Source organism: Pseudonocardia sp. CA-142604 (assembly GCF_050948475.1).
Lineage (GTDB): Bacteria > Actinomycetota > Actinomycetes > Mycobacteriales > Pseudonocardiaceae > Pseudonocardia > Pseudonocardia alaniniphila.
Genome location: NZ_CP192045.1, coordinates 4,545,242 through 4,567,466, shown reverse-complemented (window position 1 = coordinate 4,567,466; position 22,225 = coordinate 4,545,242). Strand labels below are relative to the sequence as shown.

Sequence of the window (22,225 nt, the reverse complement as noted above, 5' to 3'; positions counted from 1 at the left end):
CTATGACCCGCTGCACACGTCCTTGCCCCGCCGCGGTCCCGGGTGCAAGTCTGGATTCACTTATACGTATAAGCGCCTTCGAGCGAGACCCGGAGGGACCGACGATCCGAGGAGTGGAGATGTCAGCGAAACCGCAGGACGCAGACGTGATCGGATACCTCCAGACGCTGTCGAACTGGGGCAGATGGGGCGACGACGACCGTCTGGGGACGCTGAACCTGATCACCGACGACGTTCGACGCGCCGCAGCAGGCACGGTGCGCGACGGCACCGCCGTGTCGCTGTCGTTCGACATGGATCCGCAGAACCCGGACCCACTCGGACACGGCACACAGATCCAGCGGTTCATGGAACTGAACGAGGTCGAAGCCCTGTTCGGCCAGGCGGGGCGGTTCGACGCGGTGCGTGAGTACGTGGGCCTGATCGCCCACGGTTCACCCACGCACCTCGACGGCCTCGCCCACTTCTCGTGGGACGGAAAGAACTACAACGGCTTCGACGCGTCGGACGTGCGTACGGTCGGCGGCGCCACCAAGCTGTCGGTCCACCAGGCAGCCCAGGGCATCATCACCCGGGGCGTCCTGCTCGACATCCCCGCCGTCCACGGCACGCCCTGGCTGGAGCCCGGCCACGCCATCACGCCGGACGAGATCACAGCCGCCGAGAAGCGCCAGGGCGTGACGGTCCGCGCAGGGGATGCCCTGTTCGTGCGCACGGGCAACTTCGCCCGCACCGCAGCCGAGGGGCGACACCCCGACGACCACGCGGCCGGACTGAGCGCCGCCACCCTGCCCTTCCTGCGGGAGCGGGACGTCGCACTGCTCAGCACCGACGGTCAGCAGGAGGTCGTGCCGGCCGAGTCCGCCGACTTCGACCTCCGGATGCCCATTCACGTCGTGGGACTGGTGGCGCTGGGACTCTGGCTCGTCGACAACGCGGCGCTCGACGAGCTCGCCCGGACCTGCCAGGAGAAGAACCGCTGGGAGTTCCTGCTGTCACTGGTGCCGTGGCGAATGATCGGCGTGACGTCGAGCGCGGTCAATCCCGTCGCCGTCTTCTGAGCCGCGCGCCGGTCGATCCAGCACGAGGAATTCATTGCTCGGAAACGTTACCGCGATCGCGTATAGCGCACCGACAGAACTCGATGTCCACGGTGGAGCGCGAGATCACAGTATTGGGATGCACACCCCGGTGATCAGGCAACCCATGTTCGCCAGGGTTGTATCTCGTACCAGCGCGTGGTGTGCTGGAGAACGGTTGCACTGGCGCGCCGTGATCGCCTCTTGATTCATCTCCACCGGATGGAGAAGCACATGAACGTGCGTCGTCTGCTCGAATCCTGGCCGGTATACCGGCAGCTCTCGGGTGCCGACCCACTGGGCCGGGGCGCGGCGGCGGAGTCGGCGAGATCAGAGGCGATGCAACCACGCACCGCAACCGCCGATCGCGTTACCAAGTCCATTTGTCCGTATTGTGCTGTTGGTTGTGCTCAAGACGTTTTCGTCGCCGACGAGAAAGTGATCCAGATCGAGGGCAACCCCGACAGCCCGATCTCGCGCGGCCGGCTGTGCCCCAAGGGATCGGCGAGCAAGCAGCTCGTCACCGGCCCGCAGCGGGAGCAGAAGGTGCTCTACCGCGCCCCCTACGCCACCGAATGGACGCACCTGGACCTCGACACGGCCATGGACATGGTCGTGGACCGGGTGCTGGACGCCCGGGCCAAGGGCTGGGAGGAGCACGACGACAAGGGCCACCGGCTCCGTCGCACGATGGGCATCGCCCACCTGGGCGGAGCCACGCTCGACAACGAAGAGAACTACATCATCAAGAAGCTCTACACGGCCCTGGGCGCGATCCAAGTCGAGAACCAGGCCCGTATTTGACACTCCGCCACGGTTTCCGGTCTGGGAGCCTCGTTCGGGCGCGGCGGCGCCACCACCTACCAGCAGGACCTCATCAACTCCGACTGCATCGTGATCATGGGCTCGAACATGGCCGAGGCGCACCCGGTGGGTTTCCAGTGGGTGATGGAGGCCAAGGAACGGGGGGCGCGGGTCTTCCACATCGATCCCCGCTTCACCCGCACGAGCGCCGTGGCCGACACGCACGTGCCCCTGCGTGCCGGGAGCGACAACGCGTTCCTCGGCGGGGTGATCAACTACATCCTGACCAACGAGCTCGACTTCCGTGAGTACGTCACCGCGTACACGAACGCGCCCCACGTGATCCGCCCGGACTTCCGGGACACCGAGGACCTCGACGGCCTGTTCAGCGGCTACGACCCGCAGACGGGCACGTACGACCCGGCGAGCTGGCACTACGAAGGGGCGATGATCGACCCCTCGGCGGCCCCGGAGATCCCCCACCACTCCCGGGGTGACGTGCACGGAGCCGGTGGGCCCACGCTGCGCGGAGTGGCGGGCGAGGTCACGTCCGACCCCACGCTGCAGCACCCACGGTGCGTCTACCAGGTGCTCAAGCGGCACTTCTCCCGCTACACCCCCGAGGTGGTCGAGGAGATCTGCGGCACTCCCAAGGAACAGTTCCTCGAGGTGTGCAAGGCCTGGACCGCCAACTCGGGCCGCGACCGCACGACCGCGTTGGTCTACAGCCTCGGTTGGACCCAGCACACCGTCGGCGCGCAGTTCATCCGTGCCGGTTCGATCGTCCAGCTGCTGCTCGGCAACATCGGCCGTCCCGGCGGTGGCGTCCTCGCGCTGCGCGGGCACGCGAGCATCCAGGGCTCCACAGACATCCCGACGCTCTTCAACTTGCTGCCCGGCTACCTTGCGATGCCGTCCGCGGGCGCCCACCCCGACCTGCAGCACTACCTCGACAGCATCTGCGGAGGGGAGGGCCAGAAGGGCTTCTGGTGCAACGCCAACGCCTACATGGTCTCGCTGCTCAAGGAGTACTGGGGCGACCGGGCCACACCCGAGAACGACTTCTGCTACGACTACCTACCGAAGATCACCGGCGACCACGGCACCTACCGCACCGCGATGGACATGATCGACGGCAAGGTCTTCGGGTACTTCCTGATCGGCCAGAACCCCGCCGTCGGCTCGGCACACGGACGGCTGCAGCGGCTCGGGATGGCCAACCTCGACTGGGTGGTGGTCCGCGACCTCGCAATGATCGAGAGCGCCACGTTCTGGAAGGACTCCCCGGAGCTCGAGACCGGCGAGATCGTCCCGGAGAAGTGCCGCACCGAGGTGTTCTTCTTCCCCGCGGCGTCCCACGTCGAGAAGTCGGGTTCGTTCACCCAGACCCAGCGGATGCTGCAGTGGCGCGACAAGGCTGTGGAGCCCAGCGGCGACCAGCGCTCCGACCTGTGGTTCTACTACCACCTCGGCCGGCTGCTGCGGGATCGGCTGGCCGGGTCCACCGACGAGCGCGACCGGCCGCTGCTCGACCTCGCATGGGACTACGAGCTCGAGGAGGACGGGGACGAGCCCTCCGCCGACGACGTCCTCAAGCACATCCACGGGTACGACCTGACCACCGGGCAGCTGGTGGACGGCTACCTCGACCTCAAGGCAGACGGCAGCACGTCGAGCGGTTGCTGGATCTACAGCGGCGTCTACGCCGATGGGGTCAACCACGCGAGGGACCGCAAGCCACGGTTCGAGCAGGACCACACCGCCCTCGAGTGGGGCTGGGTCTGGCCGTACAACCGGCGGATTCTCTACAACCGCGCCTCGGCGGACCCTCAGGGCCGTCCCTGGAGCGAGCGCAAGGCCCTCGTCTGGTGGGACCCGGAGCGCGGCGAGTGGACCGGCGTCGACGTGCCGGACTTCGAACGGAACAAACCGCCGAGCTACCGGCCCCCGGCAGGTGCCTGGGGCGTGGAGGCATTACGTGGCGACGACCCGTTCATCATGCAGGCCGACGGGAAGGGCTGGCTGTTCGCGCCGCGAGGGATGCTCGACGGCCCGTTCCCGACGCACTACGAGCCGCACGAGTCGCCCGTGCGCAACCTGCTCTACACCCAGCAGGCCAACCCAGCGCGCCTGGTGTACGGGCGCAAGGACAACCCGTCCAATCCCTCGCCACCGGAGTCCCACTCCGACGTCTTCCCCTACGTGCTCACCGCGTCCCGGCTCACCGAGCACCACACGGCCGGTGGGATGAGCCGCACGCTGTCCTACCTCGCGGAGCTGCAACCCGCGTTGACCATCGAGGTCTCGCCCGAGCTCGCCGCCGAGCGCGGGCTCACCCACCTCGGCTGGGCGCACGTGATCACCAGTCGCACCGCGGTGGAGGCCCGGGTGATGGTGACCGACCGGCTGGCGCCGCTGCGCGTCCAGGGCCGGACCCTGCACCAGATCTGGCTGCCGTTCCACTGGGGCGCGAGCGGGCTCGTCACCGGGGACGGCTTCAACGACCTGCTCGGGGTGGTCCTCGACCCGAACGTCTTCATCCAGGAGAGCAAGGTCGCCACGTGCGACATCCAGCCCGGCCGCAGGCCCCGTGGGGCCGACCTGCTCGGCTACGTCGCCGCCTATCGCGACCGCGCCGGCATCACGGCCGACACCGGTGCACGACTCGTCACCGCGCGGGCCGAGGAGGAGCCATCGTGAAGCGCGACAACAGCCTCCACGGCCCCTTGGACGACGTCGCAGGCGACGCGGGCCATGTCGACCATCCACCGCGGGTCGGTTTCTTCACCGACACGTCGGTCTGCATCGGCTGCAAAGCCTGCGAGGTGGCCTGCAAGGAATGGAACGACGTCCCCGACGACGGGTTCGACCTGCTCGGCATGTCGATGGACAACACCGGCTCGCTCGGCGCCAGCACCTGGCGGCACGTGTCGTTCGTCGAGCAGCCCGTAGCGCTGGGCACCCAGAGCGCCGGACTGGCCGGGCTGCCGACCGGGAGATCCGCAGGCGACGGGCCGGCCGAGATCGTCGCGAGCAGACTGCGCGCGGCCGAGCGGGGTGGCGCCGAGCTCGGCACGTCACCGCTGGACGTCGCCACCGCGCCCGCGGACCTCGGCATGCCGACGTTCCAGCGGCCGGGCGACGGCACGGGCGCGGAGAGCCGCACCGATTTCCGCTGGCTGATGTCGTCGGACGTGTGCAAGCACTGCACGCACGCCGGCTGCCTGGACGTCTGCCCCACCGGAGCCCTCTTCCGAACCGAGTTCGGCACCGTCGTCGTCCAGCAGGACATCTGCAACGGCTGCGGCTACTGCGTCTCCGGCTGTCCCTACGGCGTGATCGACCGGAGCATCACCCTCGGCACGGCCAACAAGTGCACGCTCTGCTACGACCGCCTCCACGACGGCCTCGAACCGGCGTGTGCCAAGGCCTGCCCGACCGACTCGATCCAGTTCGGCGAGCTCGACGAGCTGCGCGAACGTGCGGCGAGCCGGGTCGAGCAGCTGCACGAGCGCGGCGTGCCCGAGGCCCACCTCTACGGCGCCGATCCCGAGGACGGTGTCGGGGGCACGGGCGCGATCTTCCTGCTGCTCGACGAGGCCGAGGTCTACGGACTTCCCCCCGACCCGCACGTCCCCACACGCGATGCCGTCGCGATGTGGCGGAGCGCCGGCGCCGCCGCTGCCGCCTTCCTCGCCGCGGGCGTCGCGGCGTTCGTCAGGAGTCGTCGATGACCGAGCACCGCTCCGCCCCGCGCGCTGCCACCACACGCAGCCCTGGTCACGGCGGCACGCGTGAGCAGCCGATGGTCCCGAGGGCGGAGTTCCGCTCCTACTACGGCCGCCCGGTGCTCAAGGCACCGGTGTGGGAGTGGAAGGTTCCTGCCTACCTGTTCACCGGCGGGCTCGCAGCGGGGTCCGCGGTGCTCGCGGCAGGGGCGGACGTGACGGGCAGGCCCAGCCTCCGGCGTGCGGGACGGCTCGGCTCCGCCGCCGCGCTCGCCGCCAGCACCGTCTTCCTGGTCGGCGACCTCGGCCGTCCCGAACGCTTCCACCACATGCTCCGCGTCGCGAAGCCCACCTCCCCGATGAGCATCGGCACGTGGATCATCACCGCCTTCGGCCCCGGCTCGGGTCTGGCCGCGATCGACGAGCTGATGCCGGGTCGCTGGCGTCGGAGCCTGCTCGGCCGGCTGGTGCACGGCCTTGCCCGCCCGGCCGGCATGTCCGCAGCGCTGGTCGCGCCCGCACTCGCGTCCTACACCGCGGTGCTGCTCTCGCACACGGCCGTGCCGGCGTGGAACGAGGCGCGCCTGATCCTCCCGTTCGTGTTCACCGGATCCGCGGCGGCCAGTTCCGGCGGCCTCGCCATGGTGGTGACACGGGTGGACGAGGCAGAGCCCGCTCGCTGGTTCGCGGTCTGCGGAGCGGCAGCGGAGCTCGCGGCGTCACGGCTCGTGGACACCCAGCTCGGTGTGGCCAGCGAGGCCTACACGACGGGCCGGGCCCACCAGTGGCGCCGCCGCTCCGAGCTGTTCACCGCCGCAGGCCTCATCGGCACCCTTCTCGGCGGACGCCGCAGCCGGACGGTGGCCATGGCCTCGGGGCTCGCCCTGGCCGCGGGCAGCGTCTTCCAGCGCTTCGGGGTGTTCGAGGCGGGCGTCGAGTCGGCCAAGGACCCGAAGTACACGGTCGTGCCCCAACGGGAGCGACTGAACCGCAGCCGATTCTGATTCCCGGGGGTACGAGCGGGCCATTCGACCGATAGGTCCGTGCCGCAGTGCCGTTCGTACGGACGCCCATCGCGCTCGGTTTGCCGCCGCGATTCCCGGGCATCCGTCGAGAACGGCGGGATTCACGAGCGGAGTTCGCGATGAGGCTGCTGGACCGGTTGCTCAAGCCGACCGTTGATCGGCTGCTGGACGAGCGCATCGAGGTGGAGGGGCTCGAGGCCCTCTACCGCTATCGCGTCCACAGCGATCCGGCCCGGCTGCACATCGACCCCACCGCGGTCGTCAACAACGCGATCTTCAACACCGGCGGCGGCCACATCACCGTCGGTCCGTACGTGTTCTTCGGCCACAACGTGTGCGTGCTCGCCGGCGTGCACGACGTCGAGAAGTTCGGCCTCGAACGACAACGGGCCATTCCCCGCAGCGGTTACGACATCGACATCTGCGAAGGCGTGTGGCTCGCGACCAACGTGCTCGTCGCCGGACCGGTGACGATCGGTGCGCATGCCGTCGTCGGCGGAGGGTCGATCGTGCGCAAGGACGTCGAGCCCTACAGCGTGGTGGCCGGCAACCCGGCGAGGTTCATCAAGTACGTGAGCCGCCCCGCCGGTGAGAACCCGCAGGGCGGCTGACGCGGCTCAGTCGACCAGCGCGACCGCCCGGGTCGGGCCGCCGTGGGCACCCTGGAGCTTGAGCGGGAACCCGACGAACGTGAACCGCGTGTTCACCACCTGATCCAGGTTCGCCAGGTTCTCGTAGTGGGTGATGTGCTCCCGGCGGCACATCATGTGGCAGGGGTAGCTCGTGCTCACCGGGTTGTCCGGGGTGGGGCTGTCCACGCCGAACGTCTTCACCCCGCGCCGCACGATCCACTCACTGGCCGACTCGCCGAGCCCGGCGAACTCGGTGAGGTAGCGCTTGTCGCCCGCGTACCGGTTCCAGGTGGCGGTGTGGAACAGCACGATGTCGCCTCGGCGGACCTCCACCGGCGACTCGGCCTCCACCCTGTCGAGGTCTTCCGCCGTGATGTCGGTCTGGGGCTTGAACTCGCTGACATCCAGGCACACGGCGGTTCCGTAGAACAGCTCGAGCGGCATCTTCTCGATCGTCTCCGCCGACGGATCGGGGTCCAGGTGCGAGAACGAGTCGACGTGCGTGGGTCCGTTGTCGTTGAGCATGAACCCGGTGGTCTGGAACGAGAAGCCGCTGTCGAACCGCGGGGCCGTCTCCTCGTGCGTGGCGTGCTCGAACTGCACGGTCTTGAGGTGGCCCGGGTAGACCTTCATCCCCTCGTAGATGTCCTGCGACAGGTCGATGATGTTCATTCCACTCCCCAACCTCGGTGGGCGGACTAGTACATGACGACGCCGGCGCTGACGTTCACGTCCTCGCCGGTGATGGCCGCGGAGGCGTCGGAGGCGAGGAACGCGCACGTCCGCGCCACCTCGTCGGCCTCCACCAGCCGGCCCAGCGGGGACGACCCGGTGAACACGGCCAGCGCCTCGTCCTCGCTGATCCCGCGCGCGGCGGCCTGCTTGCGGATGACGTCCTCGATGCGCGGCCCCGCAACCGCTCCGGGACAGACCGAGTTGGCCCGGATGCCGTACGGACCGAGCTCCAGGGAGAGCGTGCGCACCAGCCCGATCACGCCCATCTTCGACGCGGCATAGGGCGTGCGGCCCGTCAGCGGTCGCTTCCCCGTCATCGACGAGATCGCGATCAGGCTGCCCGCCCGGGCGCTGATCATCGACGGGATGAACGCCCGGAAGGTGAGGAACACCCCGTCGAGGTCGGTGGCCACGCAGTCGCGCCACTCGTCGAGCGTGATCTCGTGCAGCGGCGCCGTGGGGCCCGCGACTCCCGCGTTGGCGACGACGGTGTGCACGGGGCCGATCGCGGCGGACGCGTCCGCCATCGCCGCCACCGACGCCTCGTCCCGCACATCGCAGGCCAGCGCCACCGCCGTGCCACCCGCCTTCTCGACCTCGGCGACGGTGTCGGCGAGCGTCGCCGGGTCGCGGGCCGTGACGGCCACGTCGAACCCGTCGGCGGCGAGTGCCACCGCGATCGCCCGTCCGATCCCTCGGTTCGCCCCCGTGACGACCGCGACGCGACTGCTCACGCTCCCCCGCTTCCTCCGGCCTTCGGCCGATCGTCATCAACCATGCATCATCGAGCGGCCCGAAGGGCAGAGAGAATGCGCTCCGGGGTCATCGGCAGCTCCGTGAGGCGGACGCCGAGCGGGGCCAGCGCGTCGTTCACCGCGGCGTTGAGCGCGGCGGGCGCCATCATCCGGCCGCCTTCGCCGCCGCCCTTGATGCCGTGCGGCGTGTACGGCGACGGCGTCTCGACGTGGCCGATCGTCAGCTCGGGAACCTCCATCGCGGACGGGATGAGGTAGTCGAGGTAGCTCGATGAGAGCAGCTGCCCGTCCTCGTCGTAGACGAACTCCTCGTAGAACGCCGTGCCGATGCCCTGTGCCGTGCCGCCGACGATGTGGCCGGCCAGCGACCGCGGGTTGACCAGCGTGCCGCAGTCGTGCACGGCGACGTAGGAGAGGATGCGGACGGCTCCCGTCTCCACGTCGACCTCCACCACCGGCACGTGGCAGGCATGCCCGACGAACGGGTAGAAGACGCCCAGGTCCTTCCGGTCGGCCGACGGCATCGTGGTGTAGGGGTGGTCGTAGACCTTGCTGTCCTCCAGGCCCGACTCCATGTCGTCGGGGAAGCTGTGCTTGAACAGGTGAAGCATCACCGCGATCTCGGCCAGGCTCTTGCGCTGCTCGGGCACGCCCTTGACCTGGAACCCGCCGTCGACCCACTCCATGTCGTCGGGGTTGGCCTCCAGCAGGTGCGCGGCCGCCCGCAACGCCTTGGCCTTGATCTTCGCCGTGGCACCCTCCACGGCCCCGGCCAGCATGACGGTGGTGCGGGAGCCGCCGGGGCCGGTGGCCGGCAGACCGTTCTTGCTGCCCTGGTAGACGACCGCGACGTCGTGCGGGTCGCAGTCGAACTCCTCGGCGACGAGCTGCGCGACCATGGTCTCCGGGCTGTTGCCCCAGAACGCGCACGAGTAGAGCGTGGCCGTGATGCCACCGGTGGCGTCGACCTTGAGCGTGACGCTCTCGGGCATGCTCGTGACGGGCGCGCCCGGCTCGTCGAACCAGAACCAGAACTCGGTGGCCGAGAAGACGCTGCGCTCCTGGGCGGTGATCAGCCCGATCCCGATGTGGCGACCCTGCTCGCGGGCCTTCGCCTGCTCGGCACGCCAGTGGTCGTACCCGGACAGCTCCAGCGCCTTGGCGAGCACCGCGTCGTAGTCACCGGAGTCGTACACGTTGCCGGTGGGGATGAAGTGCGGGAACTCGCGGATGAAGTTGCGCCTGCGGATCTCCACGGGGTCGATGCCGAGCTCGCGCGCGGCCTTGTCCACCATCTGTTCGAGCATCCAGTTGTTGACCTCGGAGCCGAAGCCCCGGTAGGCGCCCTGCTGGTTCTTGTTGGTCAGCGCCGCGCGCACGCGGTATCGCACGCTGCCGATCGTGTACGGGCCGACGACCTGCGCGAGAGCGTTGCCGTGGTGCCCCACACCGAACTGGATGTAGGCGCCGTAGTCGTCGATCGTGTCGATCCTGATGCCGCGCATCGTCCCGTTACGCATCAGCGCGAGCTCAACCTCGTACACACGGTCGGAGCCGTGGTGGTCGCAGTTGGACATGTTGTCCACGCGGTCTTCGAGGAAGACCACGGGCTGCCCGACCGCTCGGGAGCACATCCCCGCGATGACCAGCGGCTTCGTGACGAACAGCTTGGAGCCGAAGCTGCCGCCCGCGGGCACCTGCCGGACGTCGAGCTTGTTGGCGGGGATCTTCAGGGTGGCCGCCGCCATGAACAGGTAGCTGGTGAAGCTCAGCGAGTTGGTGTGCACGGTGAGCTCACCGGTGGAGTGGTCGAAGTCGGCGATCGCCCCGACGGTCTCCAAGGGCTGGCCGCCCGAGCGGTGCCAGCGGAGCCGATCCCTGACGATCACGTCGGCCTCGGCGAAGTCGCGCTCGACGTCTCCGAAGTCGAAAGTGCGCTCGTAGGCGCAGTTCGTACCCAGCGACTCGTGCACCAGTGGAGCACCGTCGAGCAGTGCGGCCTCCAGGTCGACCACGGCGGGCAGCGGCTCGTACTCGACGTCGATCAACGCGAGCGCGTCCTCGGCCAGGTACCGGCTGTCGGCGACCGCGACGGCCACGCCCTCACCGACGTAACGCACCTTGTCCACGGCGAGGCAACGCCAGACGTGCTTGGCGGGGTCGGGCCCGAAGTCGGGCAGTGGGTCGGTGAGCTCAGCGGCCTGCGCGCCGGTGATCACGGTGTGCACCCCGTCGAGCGCGGCCGCGGCCGACGTGTCGATCGAGACGATGCGGGCGTGCGGGTGCGGGCTGCGCAGCACGGCGGCGTGCAGCATCCCGGGCGTGACGAGGTCGGCGATGTAGCCGCCGCGCCCGCGCAGGAACTTCGGGTCCTCGACGCGGCGGATCGACTTGCCGACCCACGTGCGGGTCTCGGCATGGGTGCGCACGGGTGGGGCGGCGGACGAGCGGTCGACGGTGGTCACGGCGTCTCCTCGCTCACGCTCGTCGCGGCGGTCGGCCGGGTCGGATCCCAGGACCGTTCGCCGCGCATACGCCCGGCCGCGGCCATGACGGCCTCGGTGATGAACTGGTAGCCGGTGCAGCGGCACAGGTTGCTCGCGATCCCCTCGCGCACCTGCTCGGCCGTCGGATCGGGATTCTGCTCCAGGATCTCGCACGCCCGCATGAGCATTCCCGGCGTGCAGTAGCCGCACTGCAGGCCCTGCTTGTTCCAGAACTCGTCCTGCAATGGGTGCATGTCCGGCCCGGTGGCCAGCCCTTCGACCGTGCGTACCTGCGCGCCGTCGGCCTGCACGGCGAACGTGATGCAGGACCGGACGCTGCGGTCGTCCAGCAGGACCGTGCAGGTGCCGCAGACGCCGTGCTCGCATCCGATGTGGGTGCCCTTGAGCCCCAGCCCGTCGCGCAGGAAGTCGACGAGCAGCGTGCGCGGCTCGACGTCGGCCGTGTGCGCGCGACCGTTGACGGTCACGGTGATGGCGTGCTTCTCGGTCATCCCCGGCTCACCTCCTGTCCTGGGCGCGGGCGAGCGCCTGTTCGACTGCTCTGCGGACGTGGACCCTGGCCAGCTCGATCCGGCTGCTGGATCCGGCGTGCACGTCGCCCGCCGGGGTGAGGCCCTCGACCGCCGCATCGGCCGCAGCGGCGGCGTCCGGGACCGCGCCCTCGAGAACGCGCTCCGCGGCCGTGGCCCGGATCGGGACCGGCGCGACACCGGTGAGCGCGATCGAGGCGCGGGAGACGTGATCGTCGTCCATCTCGATCAGCGCGGCCACCGCCACGACGGCGAAGCTGCCGTGCGTGCGGGCGAACTCGACGAACGCGTGTCCACCGCGCCGGTGGGGCAGCCGCACCGCGACGAGGATCTCGTCGGGCGCGAGCACCGTGCTGAAGGGACCGCGGAAGAACTCGGCGGCGGGGATGACACGAAGGCCGCCCGGACCGGCGGCGACGAGGTCGGCGTCCAGTGCGAGCGCCACGGCCGGCAGCTCGGCGGCCGGATCGGCGTGGGCGAGGCTGCCCCCGACCGTGCCGCTGTTGCGGATCGGCCGGTGGGCCACGAACCCCACGGCCTCGGCCAGCAGCGGTGCGGCCAGCGCGACCTCGGGTGAGTCCTCGACCGCCGACTGCCTGGTCATCGCGCCGATCACGAGGGTGTCACCGTCGAGCCGGATCCCGTCCAGCTCGGGGACCCGCCGCAGGTCGATCAGGTGCCCTGGCTGGGCGAGCCGGAAGTTCATCAGCGGGACGAGGCTCTGCCCGCCGGCGAGCACCCGCGGCTCGGCGTCGGCGTGCTCGACGAGCAGCGCCACCGCCTCCTCCACGGTGGTCGGCGCGGCGTAGCGGAACGGTGGGGGCTTCACGACGTCCTCCGGAACACAGCGGCCTCCTCGACGCGGTGCGGACAGGTGGCGCACGGCCGGCTGTGAGCGCGGTCACGGCACTGCGCCGATCCTGCGCCCGACCACCCACGAGCGGCCATGTGTGTCACCCCAGTAACCGCGGAAGAACGCTGGGTGCCCACACAAGGCACTGAGCGGCGTTGGCGGCATGCGCGACCTCGCTGACGGCGACCATCCACGACAGCAGCGAGGCGGGCATCCGCCGCAACCACATGTGCACTGTCGCCAGCCGAGGTGTGGTGGGCAAGACCCGCTGGGGTGCTCCCTGCGCGGGCCCACCGGTCGTACTGTGCTGGACATGACCACCGGCACGTCCCCGGTCCACGGCGGAACCGACCGGACGGCGGCGGCGCGTGACGTCGCCGACCGGATGGCTACCGCCGCCACCACCTGGCTCGAGGCGCTGGACGCCGAGCAGAAAGCCAGTGCCAGCTGGGCCGCCCCCGGCTCCGACGCGGAGACCGAGGCGGAGCGGCTGCGCTGGTACTACACACCCACGGACCACGGCGGGCTACCGATCGGCGCGATGCGCCCGCACCAGCAGAGGCTCGCGATGCAGCTGGTCGCGAGCGGTCTCTCGACTCCGGGCTACGTCACCGTGGCCACGGTTCTCGGCCTGGAGAACGTGCTGGACCTCGAGGAGGGCTGGGGGGTCGACTGGGGGCGCGAACGCGGCCGCGACCCGGGGATGTACTACCTGCGGGTGTTCGGGGAGCCGGGCGGGCAGGCGCCGTGGGGGTGGCGGTTCGGCGGGCACCATGTGTCGCTGAACAACCTCGTCGTCGACGGGGTCGTGCGCTCGACCACGCCGTGCTTCCTGGGCACCGACCCAGCGACGTCGCCGCTGCTGGGCGGCACCTCACTGCGACCGCTCGGCGCCGTCGAGGACCTCGCACGGGAGCTGGTCCGGTCGCTCTCCCCCGCGCAAGCGGCTCGTGCGGTGCTCCTCCCCCGGGCTCCGTCCGACATCATCGGAGGCAACCGCGCCCGGATCACCCACGGCGACGAGATGCTGCCCCTGACCGACATCTGGCGCAGCCGCTTGGAGAACCAGCTGGCCGACCGCGTGGCGGAGATGAACTCGCGCGCCGAGAACGCCTCGGGCCTCGACGCCTCCGACCACACCACGCTCGCCCTGACCACGACGCCCAAGGGACTGCCCGCCGCCGAGTTCGACGCCGGCCAGCGTGAGCTGCTGCGCCACCTGCTCGCCACCTACGTCGACCGTGTGCCCGAGGGTCTCGCTCCTCCCCCGCTCGACGACGCGGCGCTCGGCGCCGTGCACCTGGCCTGGGCGGGCGCGACGGAAGCAGGCAAGCCGCACTACTACCGGCTGCAGGGCCCCGGCCTCCTCGCCGAGTACGACAACACCCAGCGCCAGGCCAACCACGCACACTCGGTCTGGCGCGATCCGGAGGCCGACTTCGGCGTCGACGCGCTGGCCGCGCACCGGGCCGCGCACCACGGCGGTTGAGACATTCCCCGGCCGCGCACACCTCGTGGCCACCGTGCACATGTCAGGACGTGTGCGGCGGGGCCATCGGGTGTGCGCGGCCGTGGTCCTGGCCTCGTCACCGCGGAAGCGACGCTGCGGGGCCCACCCTCTCCACGGCCCCGCTCCGAGCAGACCGGCTGATGGCCTCGAACGCCCGGACGTTGGCCCGGATCTCGGCGGTGGTGACGGGGTAGTCACCGACGCCCGCCACCGCGTCGGCGAAGCGCTCGAGGTTGTCGCGCACCGCAGCGCCGGGCGGGACGAAGCGCTCCTCCCGCCCGGCGCGGCGGTGCATCGTCGTGACGTCCCACCCGGCCTGGCTCTCGGGATGGCTCCGGTCCCGGATCTCCATCCACCCGTCGGACCCGAGAACACAGACACGGCCGACGAACGGGGTGGTGAGGATCGCCGTGATCGTGGCGGTGGCCCCACCCGGGAAGCCGAGGGTGATCGACAGCGTGTCGCCGTTCTCGAACGAGGTGGCGCGCGTGGACAGCCGTGCCCACACCTCGGTCGGCTCACCGAGAATGCTGATCGCCAGGTCCACGAGGTGGATCCCGGTGGCGGACAGCGGGCCCACGGGGGCCTCGGTCGCCGACAGCCGCCAGTTGTCCGGTGGCAAGGCGAGGAACTTGTCCTGGCTGAAGTTGCCCTCGAACACCAGCGGCACGCCGAGCTCACCCGTGCGGCACCGGGTCTGCAGCTCGATCACCGGTGGCTCGAATCGCCGTTCGTGCCCGATGCCGAGCCGCACTCCCGCAGCCTCGACGGCCGCGATGGCCGCGTCCGCCTCGGCCGAGGTGGTGCAGAACGGCTTCTCGCAGAAGACGTGCTTGCCGGCCTGCGCCGCCGCGATGATCTGCGCCGAGTGGAACCGGTGCGGCGAGCACAGGACGACGGCATCGACCCGCGGATCGTCGAGGGCGTCCCCGAGCTTCGCCGTGGCGTCGAGGCCGAGCGCCTGCGCCCGCTCCCTGCCCGCCGGCTCGGGATCCACCCCGAGCACCGGCCGGATGCGCTCGCTCGAGGCGAGCTCACGAGCGATGTTCTGCCCCCACCACCCGAGGCCGACGATCGCGGCGCCGACCACGGTCAGCCCTTGATCTTGAGCAGGCGGGACGCCGTGGCGCTGCGGATGAGCTCCTTGTCCTCGTCGCTCAGCCCGCGGACGCCGTCGATCTGGCCGAGCGGGTCGTAGTGGCCCATGTCGAAGGGGTAGTCCGTGCCGACGACGACGTGGTCGGCGCCCATCTGCTGGACGAGGAACTCCAGGTGCACGGAGTCGAAGACCAGGCAGTCGACGTAGACCTGCTTGAGGTAGGTGCTCGGTGGCCGCGTGATGTGGTGGCGACCCTCGGGGCGCAGCTCGTAGGAGTGGTCCATCCGGGACGAGTAGAACGGCAGGAAGCCACCTCCGTGCACGAGGCAGAGCTTCAGCGCCGGGTACTCCTCCAGCACTCCGCCGTGGATCATCCGAGTGATCGCGACGGTGGTGTCCAGCGGGTTGCCGACCACGTTCGTCATGTAGTACTTCTGCAGCCGCTCGCCGTGGGTGAACCCGTTGGGGTGCAACATCACGACGACGTCGAGCTCCTCCACCTTCGCGAAGAACGGCCGGTAGCGCGGGTCGTCGAGATCGAGCCCGAAGACGTTGGTGTTGATCTCGACGCCGCGGAAGTCGAGCTCCCGGATGCAGTACTCCAGTTCCGCGATCGCCGACGACACGTCCTGTAGCGGAACGGTGGCCAGCCCGACGAAGCGGTCGGGGTTGTCGTGGACGATCGACGCGAGGTTCTCGTTCTGCATCCGCGCGAGCCGGCGGCCCAGCTCCACGTCGGTCCAGTAGTAGTACTGCGGCGGCGCCACGGAGATCGCCTGAATGTCGATGCCCATGGCGTCCATGTCGGCGATGCGGACGGCCGGGTCGGTCAGCTTGGGCACGATCTCCGCCATGTGCCGGCCCTGGTACTCGTTGGTCTCCGCACCCGCCCAGTAGGAGAACGGCTCGTACTCGGGCGACATCAGACCCGCGACCAGCTCCTGGCATGCAGGAGTGACGACGTGGGCGTGGATGTCCACCGTGCGGCCGTGGGAGCCGGTCATACGCGTGTCCTCTCGGTCGGTGGATCGAAAGTCGGTCCGCTTCAGTGTCGTGCCGACCCGCACGCACGTAGTGGGCTCGAGCGAAGGCCATATGCCCTGCCGCGGCCGGTGCGAGCTTCCTGATGTTCGTTCGAGTCCGGCACCGCATCGTGTGATGCATACGCATTCATGTCAAGCCTGCCCCATCACCTGCAGGTATACGTTGACCAATGCTTGACTTGTGCATAGGACGGCAGGCACAGTCATGACGCCGGTGCGACCCAGGTCACACCCGACTCTCGGGGCAACCCAGCGAGACAGCCCCGCCCACCGCCGAGTCCGGCGGCAACCACACCCATCACCCACGCAGGACGCAACGTCGCATCCCAGGAGAGGGCGAGGACATGGGCGAACGAGCAGGAAAGCCACGGGCGGCCCGAGCGTTGCGAATCGCGGCGGCCGCGGTGGCCGGCGCGGTCGTCGTCGCGTGTGGCGGAGGGCCGGGCGCCGCCGGCACCACGGCACAGGACGCGAACGGGACCGTGCAGCTGGTGATGGCGCCGGACCCGGTGTGGAAGTGGCTCGAGGACCAGGGCATCAAGCAGGAGATGGAGCAGGCGGCCGGCATCCAGGTGCTGGCCTCCTCCTCGTGGGACGAGTTCGGCGTCTACGCAGGTGGCCACGCCGACGTGATCTCGGCGGCCACGTACGAGGTGCCCGACCTGGAGGAGGCGACCGGCGAGCCGGCCACCGTCTTCGGCATGTACAACGGCGACCGCAGCATCCTCGCCGTCGCGGCAGGCAGCCCGGAGCAGAACCTGTGTGACCTCAAGGGCAAGAAGATCGCGACATACACGTCGGTCTCGATCACCCTGATCTGGGGCATGTACGCGAAGAAGTTCTGCGACCTCGACCTGCGCGCCGGAGGCGGCGACTACGAAGTGGTCGTCACCGACGTCCAGAACATGTCGAGCCTGGTCGCGCGGGGCGACGCCGACGCCTGCCTGTGCCTGCCCGACTTCGCCATCCCCGACCTCGCGGGCGGCGCCCTCCGGCCGCTCTACGACAGCAAGGCCGCCGCGCAGCTGTACGCGGAGCACTTCGGCAGCAACAAGCAGGCGGACTCGCACCCGCAGACGAACGTGTTCGTCGCGCGCAAGGCCTGGGTGGAGCGCAACCCCGAAGAGGCCAACTTCCTCATCGCGCTGTGGGACCGCGGCATCAAGGAATGGGAGGCGAACCGCGACGCCATCATCGACGCCTACCCGGAGGACTTCGCCGTGCGCAGCCCGGAGGAGTCGGCGTTCCTCAAGGACTGGCTCGCGAACCGCTACGACTGGTTCGCCCCGACGGCCTTCCTCGACCAGCAGTGGGTCACCGAGGAGACCGAGCTGTTCGACCTCATGAAGGAGACCGGCTTCATGGACGAGGACGTCGCGGCGCCGAACTTCACGGTCCTGACCCCGAGCACCTGAGCCGGCGACCCGCGGACGGAGTTGGCACATGTCGAACCCGGTGCTCGACCTGCCCCCGGGCCCACCCACGCCCTCGTGGCAGGAGGGCGAGGTCCGCGAGCGGCGGTCGGCCTCGCGGCGCAGGTGGCGCAGGCTCGCCCTGCTGGCGGCCGGCTGGGTGGCCATGCTGGCGATCTGGCAGCTCGCCTCCTACCTCCTCTCCCCCACCGTCCTGCCCTCGCCCGCGAGGGTCGGCGACGAGATGTGGGAGATCGTCGAGAGCGGCGACTTCCTCGAGGACTTCCTCGCCAGCGTGGGAAAGACGTTCGCGGGCTTCGGGGTGGCCGCGGTGGTCGGGGCGCCCGTCGGCTATCTGATGGGCCGCTACACCTACTGGCGCGGCTTCTTCCACGACGGCGTGACGGTGGCGGGCACGATTCCCGCGCTCGTCTACGCGGTCATGTCGCTCATCATCTTCGGCCTCTCGGACATGGGCCCGATCCTCGCGGTCGCACTGGTCTCGGCGCCCTACGTCGCGATCAACGTGGCGGAGGGCATCCGGGGGGTCGACCGGTCGCTCGTGACGATGAGCAAGGCCTTCGGCCGCTCGCAGCGGCAGATCCGCCGCGAGGTGTTCGTCCCGACGATCGTCCCGTTCGTCTTCGCGGCCGTGCGGATGTCCTTCGCCGTCGCGTGGAAGGTGGAGGCGCTCACCGAGGTGTTCGGCGGCAGCAGCGGGGTCGGGTTCCAGATCCGCACCCAGTACCAGCTCTTCTCCATCCGCGGGGTGCTCGCCTGGATGCTGCTGTTCATCGCCTTCATGCTCATCATCGAGCGGCTGGTCCTGCGCAGGCTGGAGAACCGGATGCTCGCCTGGCGTCCCACCGAGAGGGTCGGACGATGATCGTGGGCGAGCACCCGCCGGCAGCGGAGAAGGAGAGTTCCGCGACGCGCTGGTGGCGCACCCTCACCTCGGGCGTCGCCGCCCGGGTCACGTTCTACGTGACCGCGATGCTGTTCTGGCTCCTCCTCGCGGCCCTCTTCGATCGCGTGCCGACGCCAGTGGAGGTCGTCGCCTCCCTCGTGGAGGAGTTCAGCCGCGGCGAGGTGTTCGGCAACTTCGCCGACACGATGTACCGCTTCGGCGCAGGCGTGGCGCTGGCCACCGTCGTCGGCATCGTCGTCGGGGTCCTCATGGGACTGTCGCAGCTCTCGCGGGCATTCCTGGAGAGCCCCGTCATGGTCGGGCTGTCGATCCCCGCGATGATCTGGGCCTTCCTCACCGTGATGTGGTTCGGGTTCGGGCACCTGTCCCCGATCGCGACCACATTTCTCACCGCCGTGCCGTTCGTGATCATCAACGTGGCCCAGGGCGTGCAGGGCGTGTCACGGGACCTGCGCGACATGTCCTCGTCCTACGGGGTTCCGCTCGGGCGCCGGGTGCGCGACCTCGTGCTGCCCGCGGTGGCGGGTTACGTCATGGCAGGTGTGCAGTTCGCCGTGATCATGGGATGGAACGGTGTGCTCCTCGCCGAATGGTTCGGCGGATCCGGCGGCGCCGGATACCGCGCTCGGTACTGGTACGACGCCAACCAGTTCGCCGGGTTCGCCGCGTGGGTGGTGCTGTTCGTCGGCGTGATCATCGTCCTCGACCGCCTCGTCTTCGACCGGGCGGCGCGGCGCGCCTTCCGGTGGCGCGACGCGACGTCCTGACTCCCACGAAGGGCAACGACATGGCCGTCCTGACCGTGAAGGACCTCTGCAAGACCTTCGGCGCGGGCACCGCACGCAGCAACCGCGTGCTGGACAACATCTCCTTCGACGTCAGCGGACAGGTGTTCGTCTCGATCGTCGGGCCGTCCGGATGTGGGAAGAGCACCTTGCTCAACATCATCTCGGGGGTCGAGGACCACACGTCCGGCGACGTCTCGGTGACGAGGGACGGCGGTGGCCCGGCCCGGATGGGCTACGTCTTCCAGGACCCTCGGCTGCTCCCGTGGCGCAGCGTCCACCGGAACATGATGTACGTCCAGGACGCCGCGGACGAGGCGACCACTGCGCGGGTCGCGCGCTACCTCGACATGGTCGGTCTCGCGGCGTACGGCGACTACTTCCCTGGTCAGCTGTCGGGCGGGATGCAGCAGCGCGTGGGTATCGCCAGGGCGTTCGCGGTGGAGCCCGACCTGCTCATCATGGACGAGCCGTTCAGCCACCTCGACGCGATCACAGCGCGCGGCCTGCGGGCCCAGCTGCAGGAGATCTGGGCGCAGTCCCGCAAGACGGTCGTGTTCGTGACCCACGACGTGGTGGAGGCCGTGGAGCTGTCGGACCGCATCATCGTCCTGCAACCGGGCGGGCGGATCTTCGAGGACATCCCGATCGACCTGCCCCGGCCGCGGCGGCAGTCCGATCCGGCGGTGGCGATGCTCCAGGCCGAGGTACTCGCCCGACTCGAAAGGATGACTGCCACCGTGACGGCGCCCGCCCGCTCGATGTGACCAGGCTGCTGGTGGTTGACTCAGGCGACGGGCGTCCTGTCCGTGATGATCACGACGACCTCGACGCCCGCCCGTCCTGAGGAGGCGACAGCACGACGTGACGGCCGCTGACTCCGCGGCGCTCCACGCTGCCGAGGGATCCACCGGCCCGGACGCGACAGCCCGGGCCGCGTCACCGCACACGCCTCCCGCCGACGAGGTGATCACGAGCTGGACGGTCGCCCGTGAGGCGGGGGTCTCGCAGTCGACCGTCTCCCGCGCGCTGCGGGCCGACCCGCGCGTCCGGGAGCAGACCAGGCAGCGGGTCGAGGACGCCGCACGGCGCCTGGGCTACGTCCCCAACTCGCTGGCGAGCAGCCTCGCCTCCCGGTCCGGCCGCACGGTCGGCGTGGTGGTCTCGGATCTGACGAACCCCTTCTTCCCGTCGCTGCTGTCTCCGATCCACGACGAGCTGCAGCTCATGGGCTACCGCGTCGTGCTGTTCGCCGAGCGCACCGACATCCCCAGCGGACAGGACGCACTCAACCGCCTGCTCGACCGGTCGATCGACGGGGTCCTGGTCACCACGGCCACCCTCCGTTCACCGCTGGCCGACACGCTGCGCATGCGGGACCTCCCGCTCGTCCTGCTGAACCGCTACATCGACGGGCTCGACGTCGACAGGGTGATCAGCGACAACCGCGGAGGGGCTGTCGCAGGCGCACGGCACCTGCTCGAACTCGGGCACCGGCGCATCGGCGTGGTGCGCGGCCCGTCCAACACCTCGACCAGCCGGGACCGCATGGCAGGACTGCAGGAGGCCCTCCACGCCGAGGGCGTCGCGCTCGATGCGGCGCTCGTCCGCGAGGGGAGCTACTCCCACCAGAGCGGATACCAGCACACCCGCGACCTGCTCCGCCTCGCCGATCCGCCGACCGCGATCCTCTGCGGCAACGACATCGTGGCGTTCGGCGCGATCGACGCCGCCCGCTCTCTCGACGTCCGGGTGCCACAGGACGTGTCGATCCTCGGCTTCGACGACGTGCCCATGGCCTCGTGGGAGGTCTTCCGGCTCACCACCGTGAGCCAGCCGTTCGAGGAGATGGCCACCGTGGCGGCCCGCATGCTCGCCGAGCGCATCGACCAGCACGCGCAGATCGGCCCCGGTCGCGAGCAGGTCTTTCCGGCCACGCTGGTGAAGCGCTCGACGGTCGGTCCGCCACGTTCGTGATCTCACGGCCGCGCTAGGTCAGCCGGTTGCCTCCGAGGGGCGCCGCTCGGTGCGGGCCGGGACGCCGTCGCCGCCACCGACCAGGTGCCCCGCCCTGCGCTCGGTGGCGCGCAGAGCGAAGAGGTGCGCGACGCTCTCCTGCCCCGGAGGCTTCTCGGCGCGCTCGACGACCACATCGGACCGGCGCCGGTACTCGACGAGATCGGCGATCGTGATCATCGGCAGGCCGTGCTCCGCCGCGAAACGCACCAGGTGGGGCCTGCGGGCCAGCGCGCCGTCGTCGTCGACGATCTCGCTCAGCACGCCGGCGGCGCCGAGACCTGCCATACGCGCCAGGTCCAGCGCCGCCTCGGAGCGTGCTGCGTGCTCGAGCACCCCTCGTGCCCGAGCACGCAGCGGGAAGACGTGACCGGGGCGGGCGAAGGCGGCACCGGTCATCGTCCGGTCGGCGAGGGCACTGATCGTCGCTGCCCGGCCGGCCGCGGAGACGCCCGTGGTGGATCCGCGGGCGAGGTCGACGGTGTGGGTGAAGGCCCTCCGCGGCTGTCCGTCGTGGTGATCCGGGATCATCAGCGGCAGGTCGAGCGCATCGCAGCGCTCAGGCGGGAGCGCGACACACACCACGCCGGAGGTGTGACGCACGAAGAAGGCGACGTCGGCAGCCGTGACGTGGCCGGCCGCCATCACGAGATCGCCCTCGTTCTCGCGGTCCCCGTCGGGGAGGACCACCACCATGCCCCCGTCGGCGATCTCCTGGAGGGCTTGGTCGATCGAGCTGAACACCGTGCTGGTACCCGGGAAGCGACCGCTGCCGTCCACGTCG

19 protein-coding genes are annotated in these 22,225 nt (G+C 70.0%); 11 read left to right on the top strand and 8 right to left on the bottom strand.

What is annotated here, in order from left to right; all coding sequences use genetic code 11:
• The first annotated feature begins 119 nt into the window (after positions 1-119).
• The 5 genes from ACQPZQ_RS20615 (at position 120) to ACQPZQ_RS20595 (ending at position 7,247) form a co-directional block, all read left to right on the top strand.
• Complete coding sequence (locus ACQPZQ_RS20615; protein ID WP_433298281.1) at positions 120-1,061, top strand: cyclase family protein; 942 nt, start codon at positions 120-122, stop codon at positions 1,059-1,061.
• A gap of 252 nt (positions 1,062-1,313) precedes the next feature.
• A complete protein-coding gene (gene fdh / locus ACQPZQ_RS20610) occupies positions 1,314-4,583 on the top strand; it encodes a formate dehydrogenase (protein WP_433298279.1) in 3,270 nt (1,089 codons plus the stop codon).
• Complete coding sequence (locus tag ACQPZQ_RS20605; RefSeq protein ID WP_433298277.1) at positions 4,580-5,617, top strand: 4Fe-4S dicluster domain-containing protein; 1,038 nt, start codon at positions 4,580-4,582, stop codon at positions 5,615-5,617. The genes fdh and ACQPZQ_RS20605 overlap by 4 nt, the downstream gene beginning before the upstream one ends.
• A complete protein-coding gene (gene nrfD, locus ACQPZQ_RS20600; protein WP_433298275.1) occupies positions 5,614-6,615 on the top strand; it encodes an NrfD/PsrC family molybdoenzyme membrane anchor subunit in 1,002 nt (333 codons plus the stop codon). The genes ACQPZQ_RS20605 and nrfD overlap by 4 nt, the downstream gene beginning before the upstream one ends.
• Before the next feature lie 140 nt (positions 6,616-6,755).
• Entirely contained in the window at positions 6,756-7,247 is a 492-nt protein-coding gene (locus ACQPZQ_RS20595) for an acyltransferase (RefSeq protein WP_433298273.1), read from the top strand.
• Positions 7,248-7,253: 6 nt separating this feature from the next.
• On the opposite strand, the gene ACQPZQ_RS20590 is transcribed toward ACQPZQ_RS20595, so the two are convergent.
• The 5 genes from ACQPZQ_RS20590 to ACQPZQ_RS20570 are packed head-to-tail and all read right to left on the bottom strand — an operon-like array spanning position 7,254 to position 12,624.
• Entirely contained in the window at positions 7,254-7,940 is a 687-nt protein-coding gene (locus tag ACQPZQ_RS20590; RefSeq protein ID WP_433298271.1) for a cyclase family protein, read from the bottom strand.
• 26 nt (positions 7,941-7,966) lie between these two features.
• Complete coding sequence (locus ACQPZQ_RS20585) at positions 7,967-8,737, bottom strand: SDR family NAD(P)-dependent oxidoreductase (RefSeq protein WP_433298269.1); 771 nt, start codon at positions 8,735-8,737, stop codon at positions 7,967-7,969.
• A gap of 47 nt (positions 8,738-8,784) precedes the next feature.
• A complete protein-coding gene (locus ACQPZQ_RS20580; RefSeq protein WP_433298267.1) occupies positions 8,785-11,223 on the bottom strand; it encodes a xanthine dehydrogenase family protein molybdopterin-binding subunit in 2,439 nt (812 codons plus the stop codon).
• Positions 11,220-11,756 carry a (2Fe-2S)-binding protein gene (locus ACQPZQ_RS20575; protein ID WP_433298265.1) on the bottom strand — a complete coding sequence of 179 codons (537 nt, stop codon included), beginning with the start codon at positions 11,754-11,756 and terminating at the stop codon, positions 11,220-11,222. The genes ACQPZQ_RS20580 and ACQPZQ_RS20575 overlap by 4 nt, the downstream gene beginning before the upstream one ends.
• 7 nt (positions 11,757-11,763) lie before the next feature.
• The gene (locus tag ACQPZQ_RS20570; RefSeq protein WP_433298263.1) at positions 11,764-12,624 is read right to left on the bottom strand and encodes an FAD binding domain-containing protein; all 861 of its coding nucleotides are present in this window, start codon (positions 12,622-12,624) and stop codon (positions 11,764-11,766) included.
• Positions 12,625-12,961: 337 nt separating this feature from the next.
• Between ACQPZQ_RS20570 and ACQPZQ_RS20565 the strand changes: the two genes are divergently transcribed.
• Entirely contained in the window at positions 12,962-14,137 is a 1,176-nt protein-coding gene (locus tag ACQPZQ_RS20565) for a DUF3500 domain-containing protein (protein WP_433298261.1), read from the top strand.
• Between the two features lie 97 nt (positions 14,138-14,234).
• On the opposite strand, the gene ACQPZQ_RS20560 is transcribed toward ACQPZQ_RS20565, so the two are convergent.
• Positions 14,235-15,248, bottom strand: coding sequence for a Gfo/Idh/MocA family protein (locus tag ACQPZQ_RS20560; protein ID WP_433298259.1), 1,014 nt, complete (start codon positions 15,246-15,248; stop codon positions 14,235-14,237).
• 2 nt (positions 15,249-15,250) lie between these two features.
• Positions 15,251-16,261, bottom strand: coding sequence for an amidohydrolase family protein (locus ACQPZQ_RS20555; protein ID WP_433298257.1), 1,011 nt, complete (start codon positions 16,259-16,261; stop codon positions 15,251-15,253).
• A gap of 383 nt (positions 16,262-16,644) precedes the next feature.
• Between ACQPZQ_RS20555 and ACQPZQ_RS20550 the strand changes: the two genes are divergently transcribed.
• The 5 genes from ACQPZQ_RS20550 to ACQPZQ_RS20530 all read left to right on the top strand — a co-directional run bounded on the left by ACQPZQ_RS20550 (position 16,645) and on the right by ACQPZQ_RS20530 (position 21,402).
• On the top strand, positions 16,645-17,715 hold the full coding sequence (locus ACQPZQ_RS20550) for an ABC transporter substrate-binding protein (RefSeq protein WP_433298255.1): 1,071 nt from the start codon (positions 16,645-16,647) through the stop codon (positions 17,713-17,715).
• A 28-nt stretch (positions 17,716-17,743) separates the two neighbouring features.
• Positions 17,744-18,598 carry an ABC transporter permease gene (locus ACQPZQ_RS20545; RefSeq protein WP_433298253.1) on the top strand — a complete coding sequence of 285 codons (855 nt, stop codon included), beginning with the start codon at positions 17,744-17,746 and terminating at the stop codon, positions 18,596-18,598.
• Positions 18,595-19,407 carry an ABC transporter permease gene (locus tag ACQPZQ_RS20540; protein WP_433298251.1) on the top strand — a complete coding sequence of 271 codons (813 nt, stop codon included), beginning with the start codon at positions 18,595-18,597 and terminating at the stop codon, positions 19,405-19,407. The genes ACQPZQ_RS20545 and ACQPZQ_RS20540 overlap by 4 nt, the downstream gene beginning before the upstream one ends.
• 20 nt (positions 19,408-19,427) lie before the next feature.
• Positions 19,428-20,192 (top strand): ABC transporter ATP-binding protein, encoded by a 765-nt coding sequence (locus ACQPZQ_RS20535; RefSeq protein WP_433298249.1) that lies wholly within the window; start codon positions 19,428-19,430, stop codon positions 20,190-20,192.
• A 97-nt stretch (positions 20,193-20,289) separates the two neighbouring features.
• Positions 20,290-21,402, top strand: a complete 1,113-nt coding sequence (locus ACQPZQ_RS20530) for a LacI family DNA-binding transcriptional regulator (RefSeq protein ID WP_433298247.1) — start codon at positions 20,290-20,292, stop codon at positions 21,400-21,402.
• An 18-nt stretch (positions 21,403-21,420) separates the two neighbouring features.
• Here ACQPZQ_RS20530 and ribB read toward each other — a convergent pair whose 3' ends face one another.
• The gene (ribB, locus tag ACQPZQ_RS20525; protein WP_433298245.1) at positions 21,421-22,221 is read right to left on the bottom strand and encodes a 3,4-dihydroxy-2-butanone-4-phosphate synthase; all 801 of its coding nucleotides are present in this window, start codon (positions 22,219-22,221) and stop codon (positions 21,421-21,423) included.
• Positions 22,222-22,225 lie beyond the last annotated feature (4 nt).

Bases quoted from the DNA above. Each gene is read 5' to 3' on its own strand.
- ACQPZQ_RS20575 (WP_433298265.1), bottom strand. From the start codon at position 11,756: ATGACCGAGAAGCACGCCATCACCGTGACCGTCAACGGTCGCGCGCAC.
- ACQPZQ_RS20595 (WP_433298273.1), top strand. From the start codon at position 6,756: ATGAGGCTGCTGGACCGGTTGCTCAAGCCGACCGTTGATCGGCTGCTG.
- ACQPZQ_RS20545 (WP_433298253.1), top strand. From the start codon at position 17,744: ATGTCGAACCCGGTGCTCGACCTGCCCCCGGGCCCACCCACGCCCTCG.
- ACQPZQ_RS20555 (WP_433298257.1), bottom strand. From the start codon at position 16,261: ATGACCGGCTCCCACGGCCGCACGGTGGACATCCACGCCCACGTCGTC.
- ACQPZQ_RS20540 (WP_433298251.1), top strand. From the start codon at position 18,595: ATGATCGTGGGCGAGCACCCGCCGGCAGCGGAGAAGGAGAGTTCCGCG.
- ACQPZQ_RS20535 (WP_433298249.1), top strand. From the start codon at position 19,428: ATGGCCGTCCTGACCGTGAAGGACCTCTGCAAGACCTTCGGCGCGGGC.
- ACQPZQ_RS20550 (WP_433298255.1), top strand. From the start codon at position 16,645: ATGGGCGAACGAGCAGGAAAGCCACGGGCGGCCCGAGCGTTGCGAATC.
- nrfD (WP_433298275.1), top strand. From the start codon at position 5,614: ATGACCGAGCACCGCTCCGCCCCGCGCGCTGCCACCACACGCAGCCCT.
- ACQPZQ_RS20615 (WP_433298281.1), top strand. From the start codon at position 120: ATGTCAGCGAAACCGCAGGACGCAGACGTGATCGGATACCTCCAGACG.
- ACQPZQ_RS20565 (WP_433298261.1), top strand. From the start codon at position 12,962: ATGACCACCGGCACGTCCCCGGTCCACGGCGGAACCGACCGGACGGCG.
- ACQPZQ_RS20590 (WP_433298271.1), bottom strand. From the start codon at position 7,940: ATGAACATCATCGACCTGTCGCAGGACATCTACGAGGGGATGAAGGTC.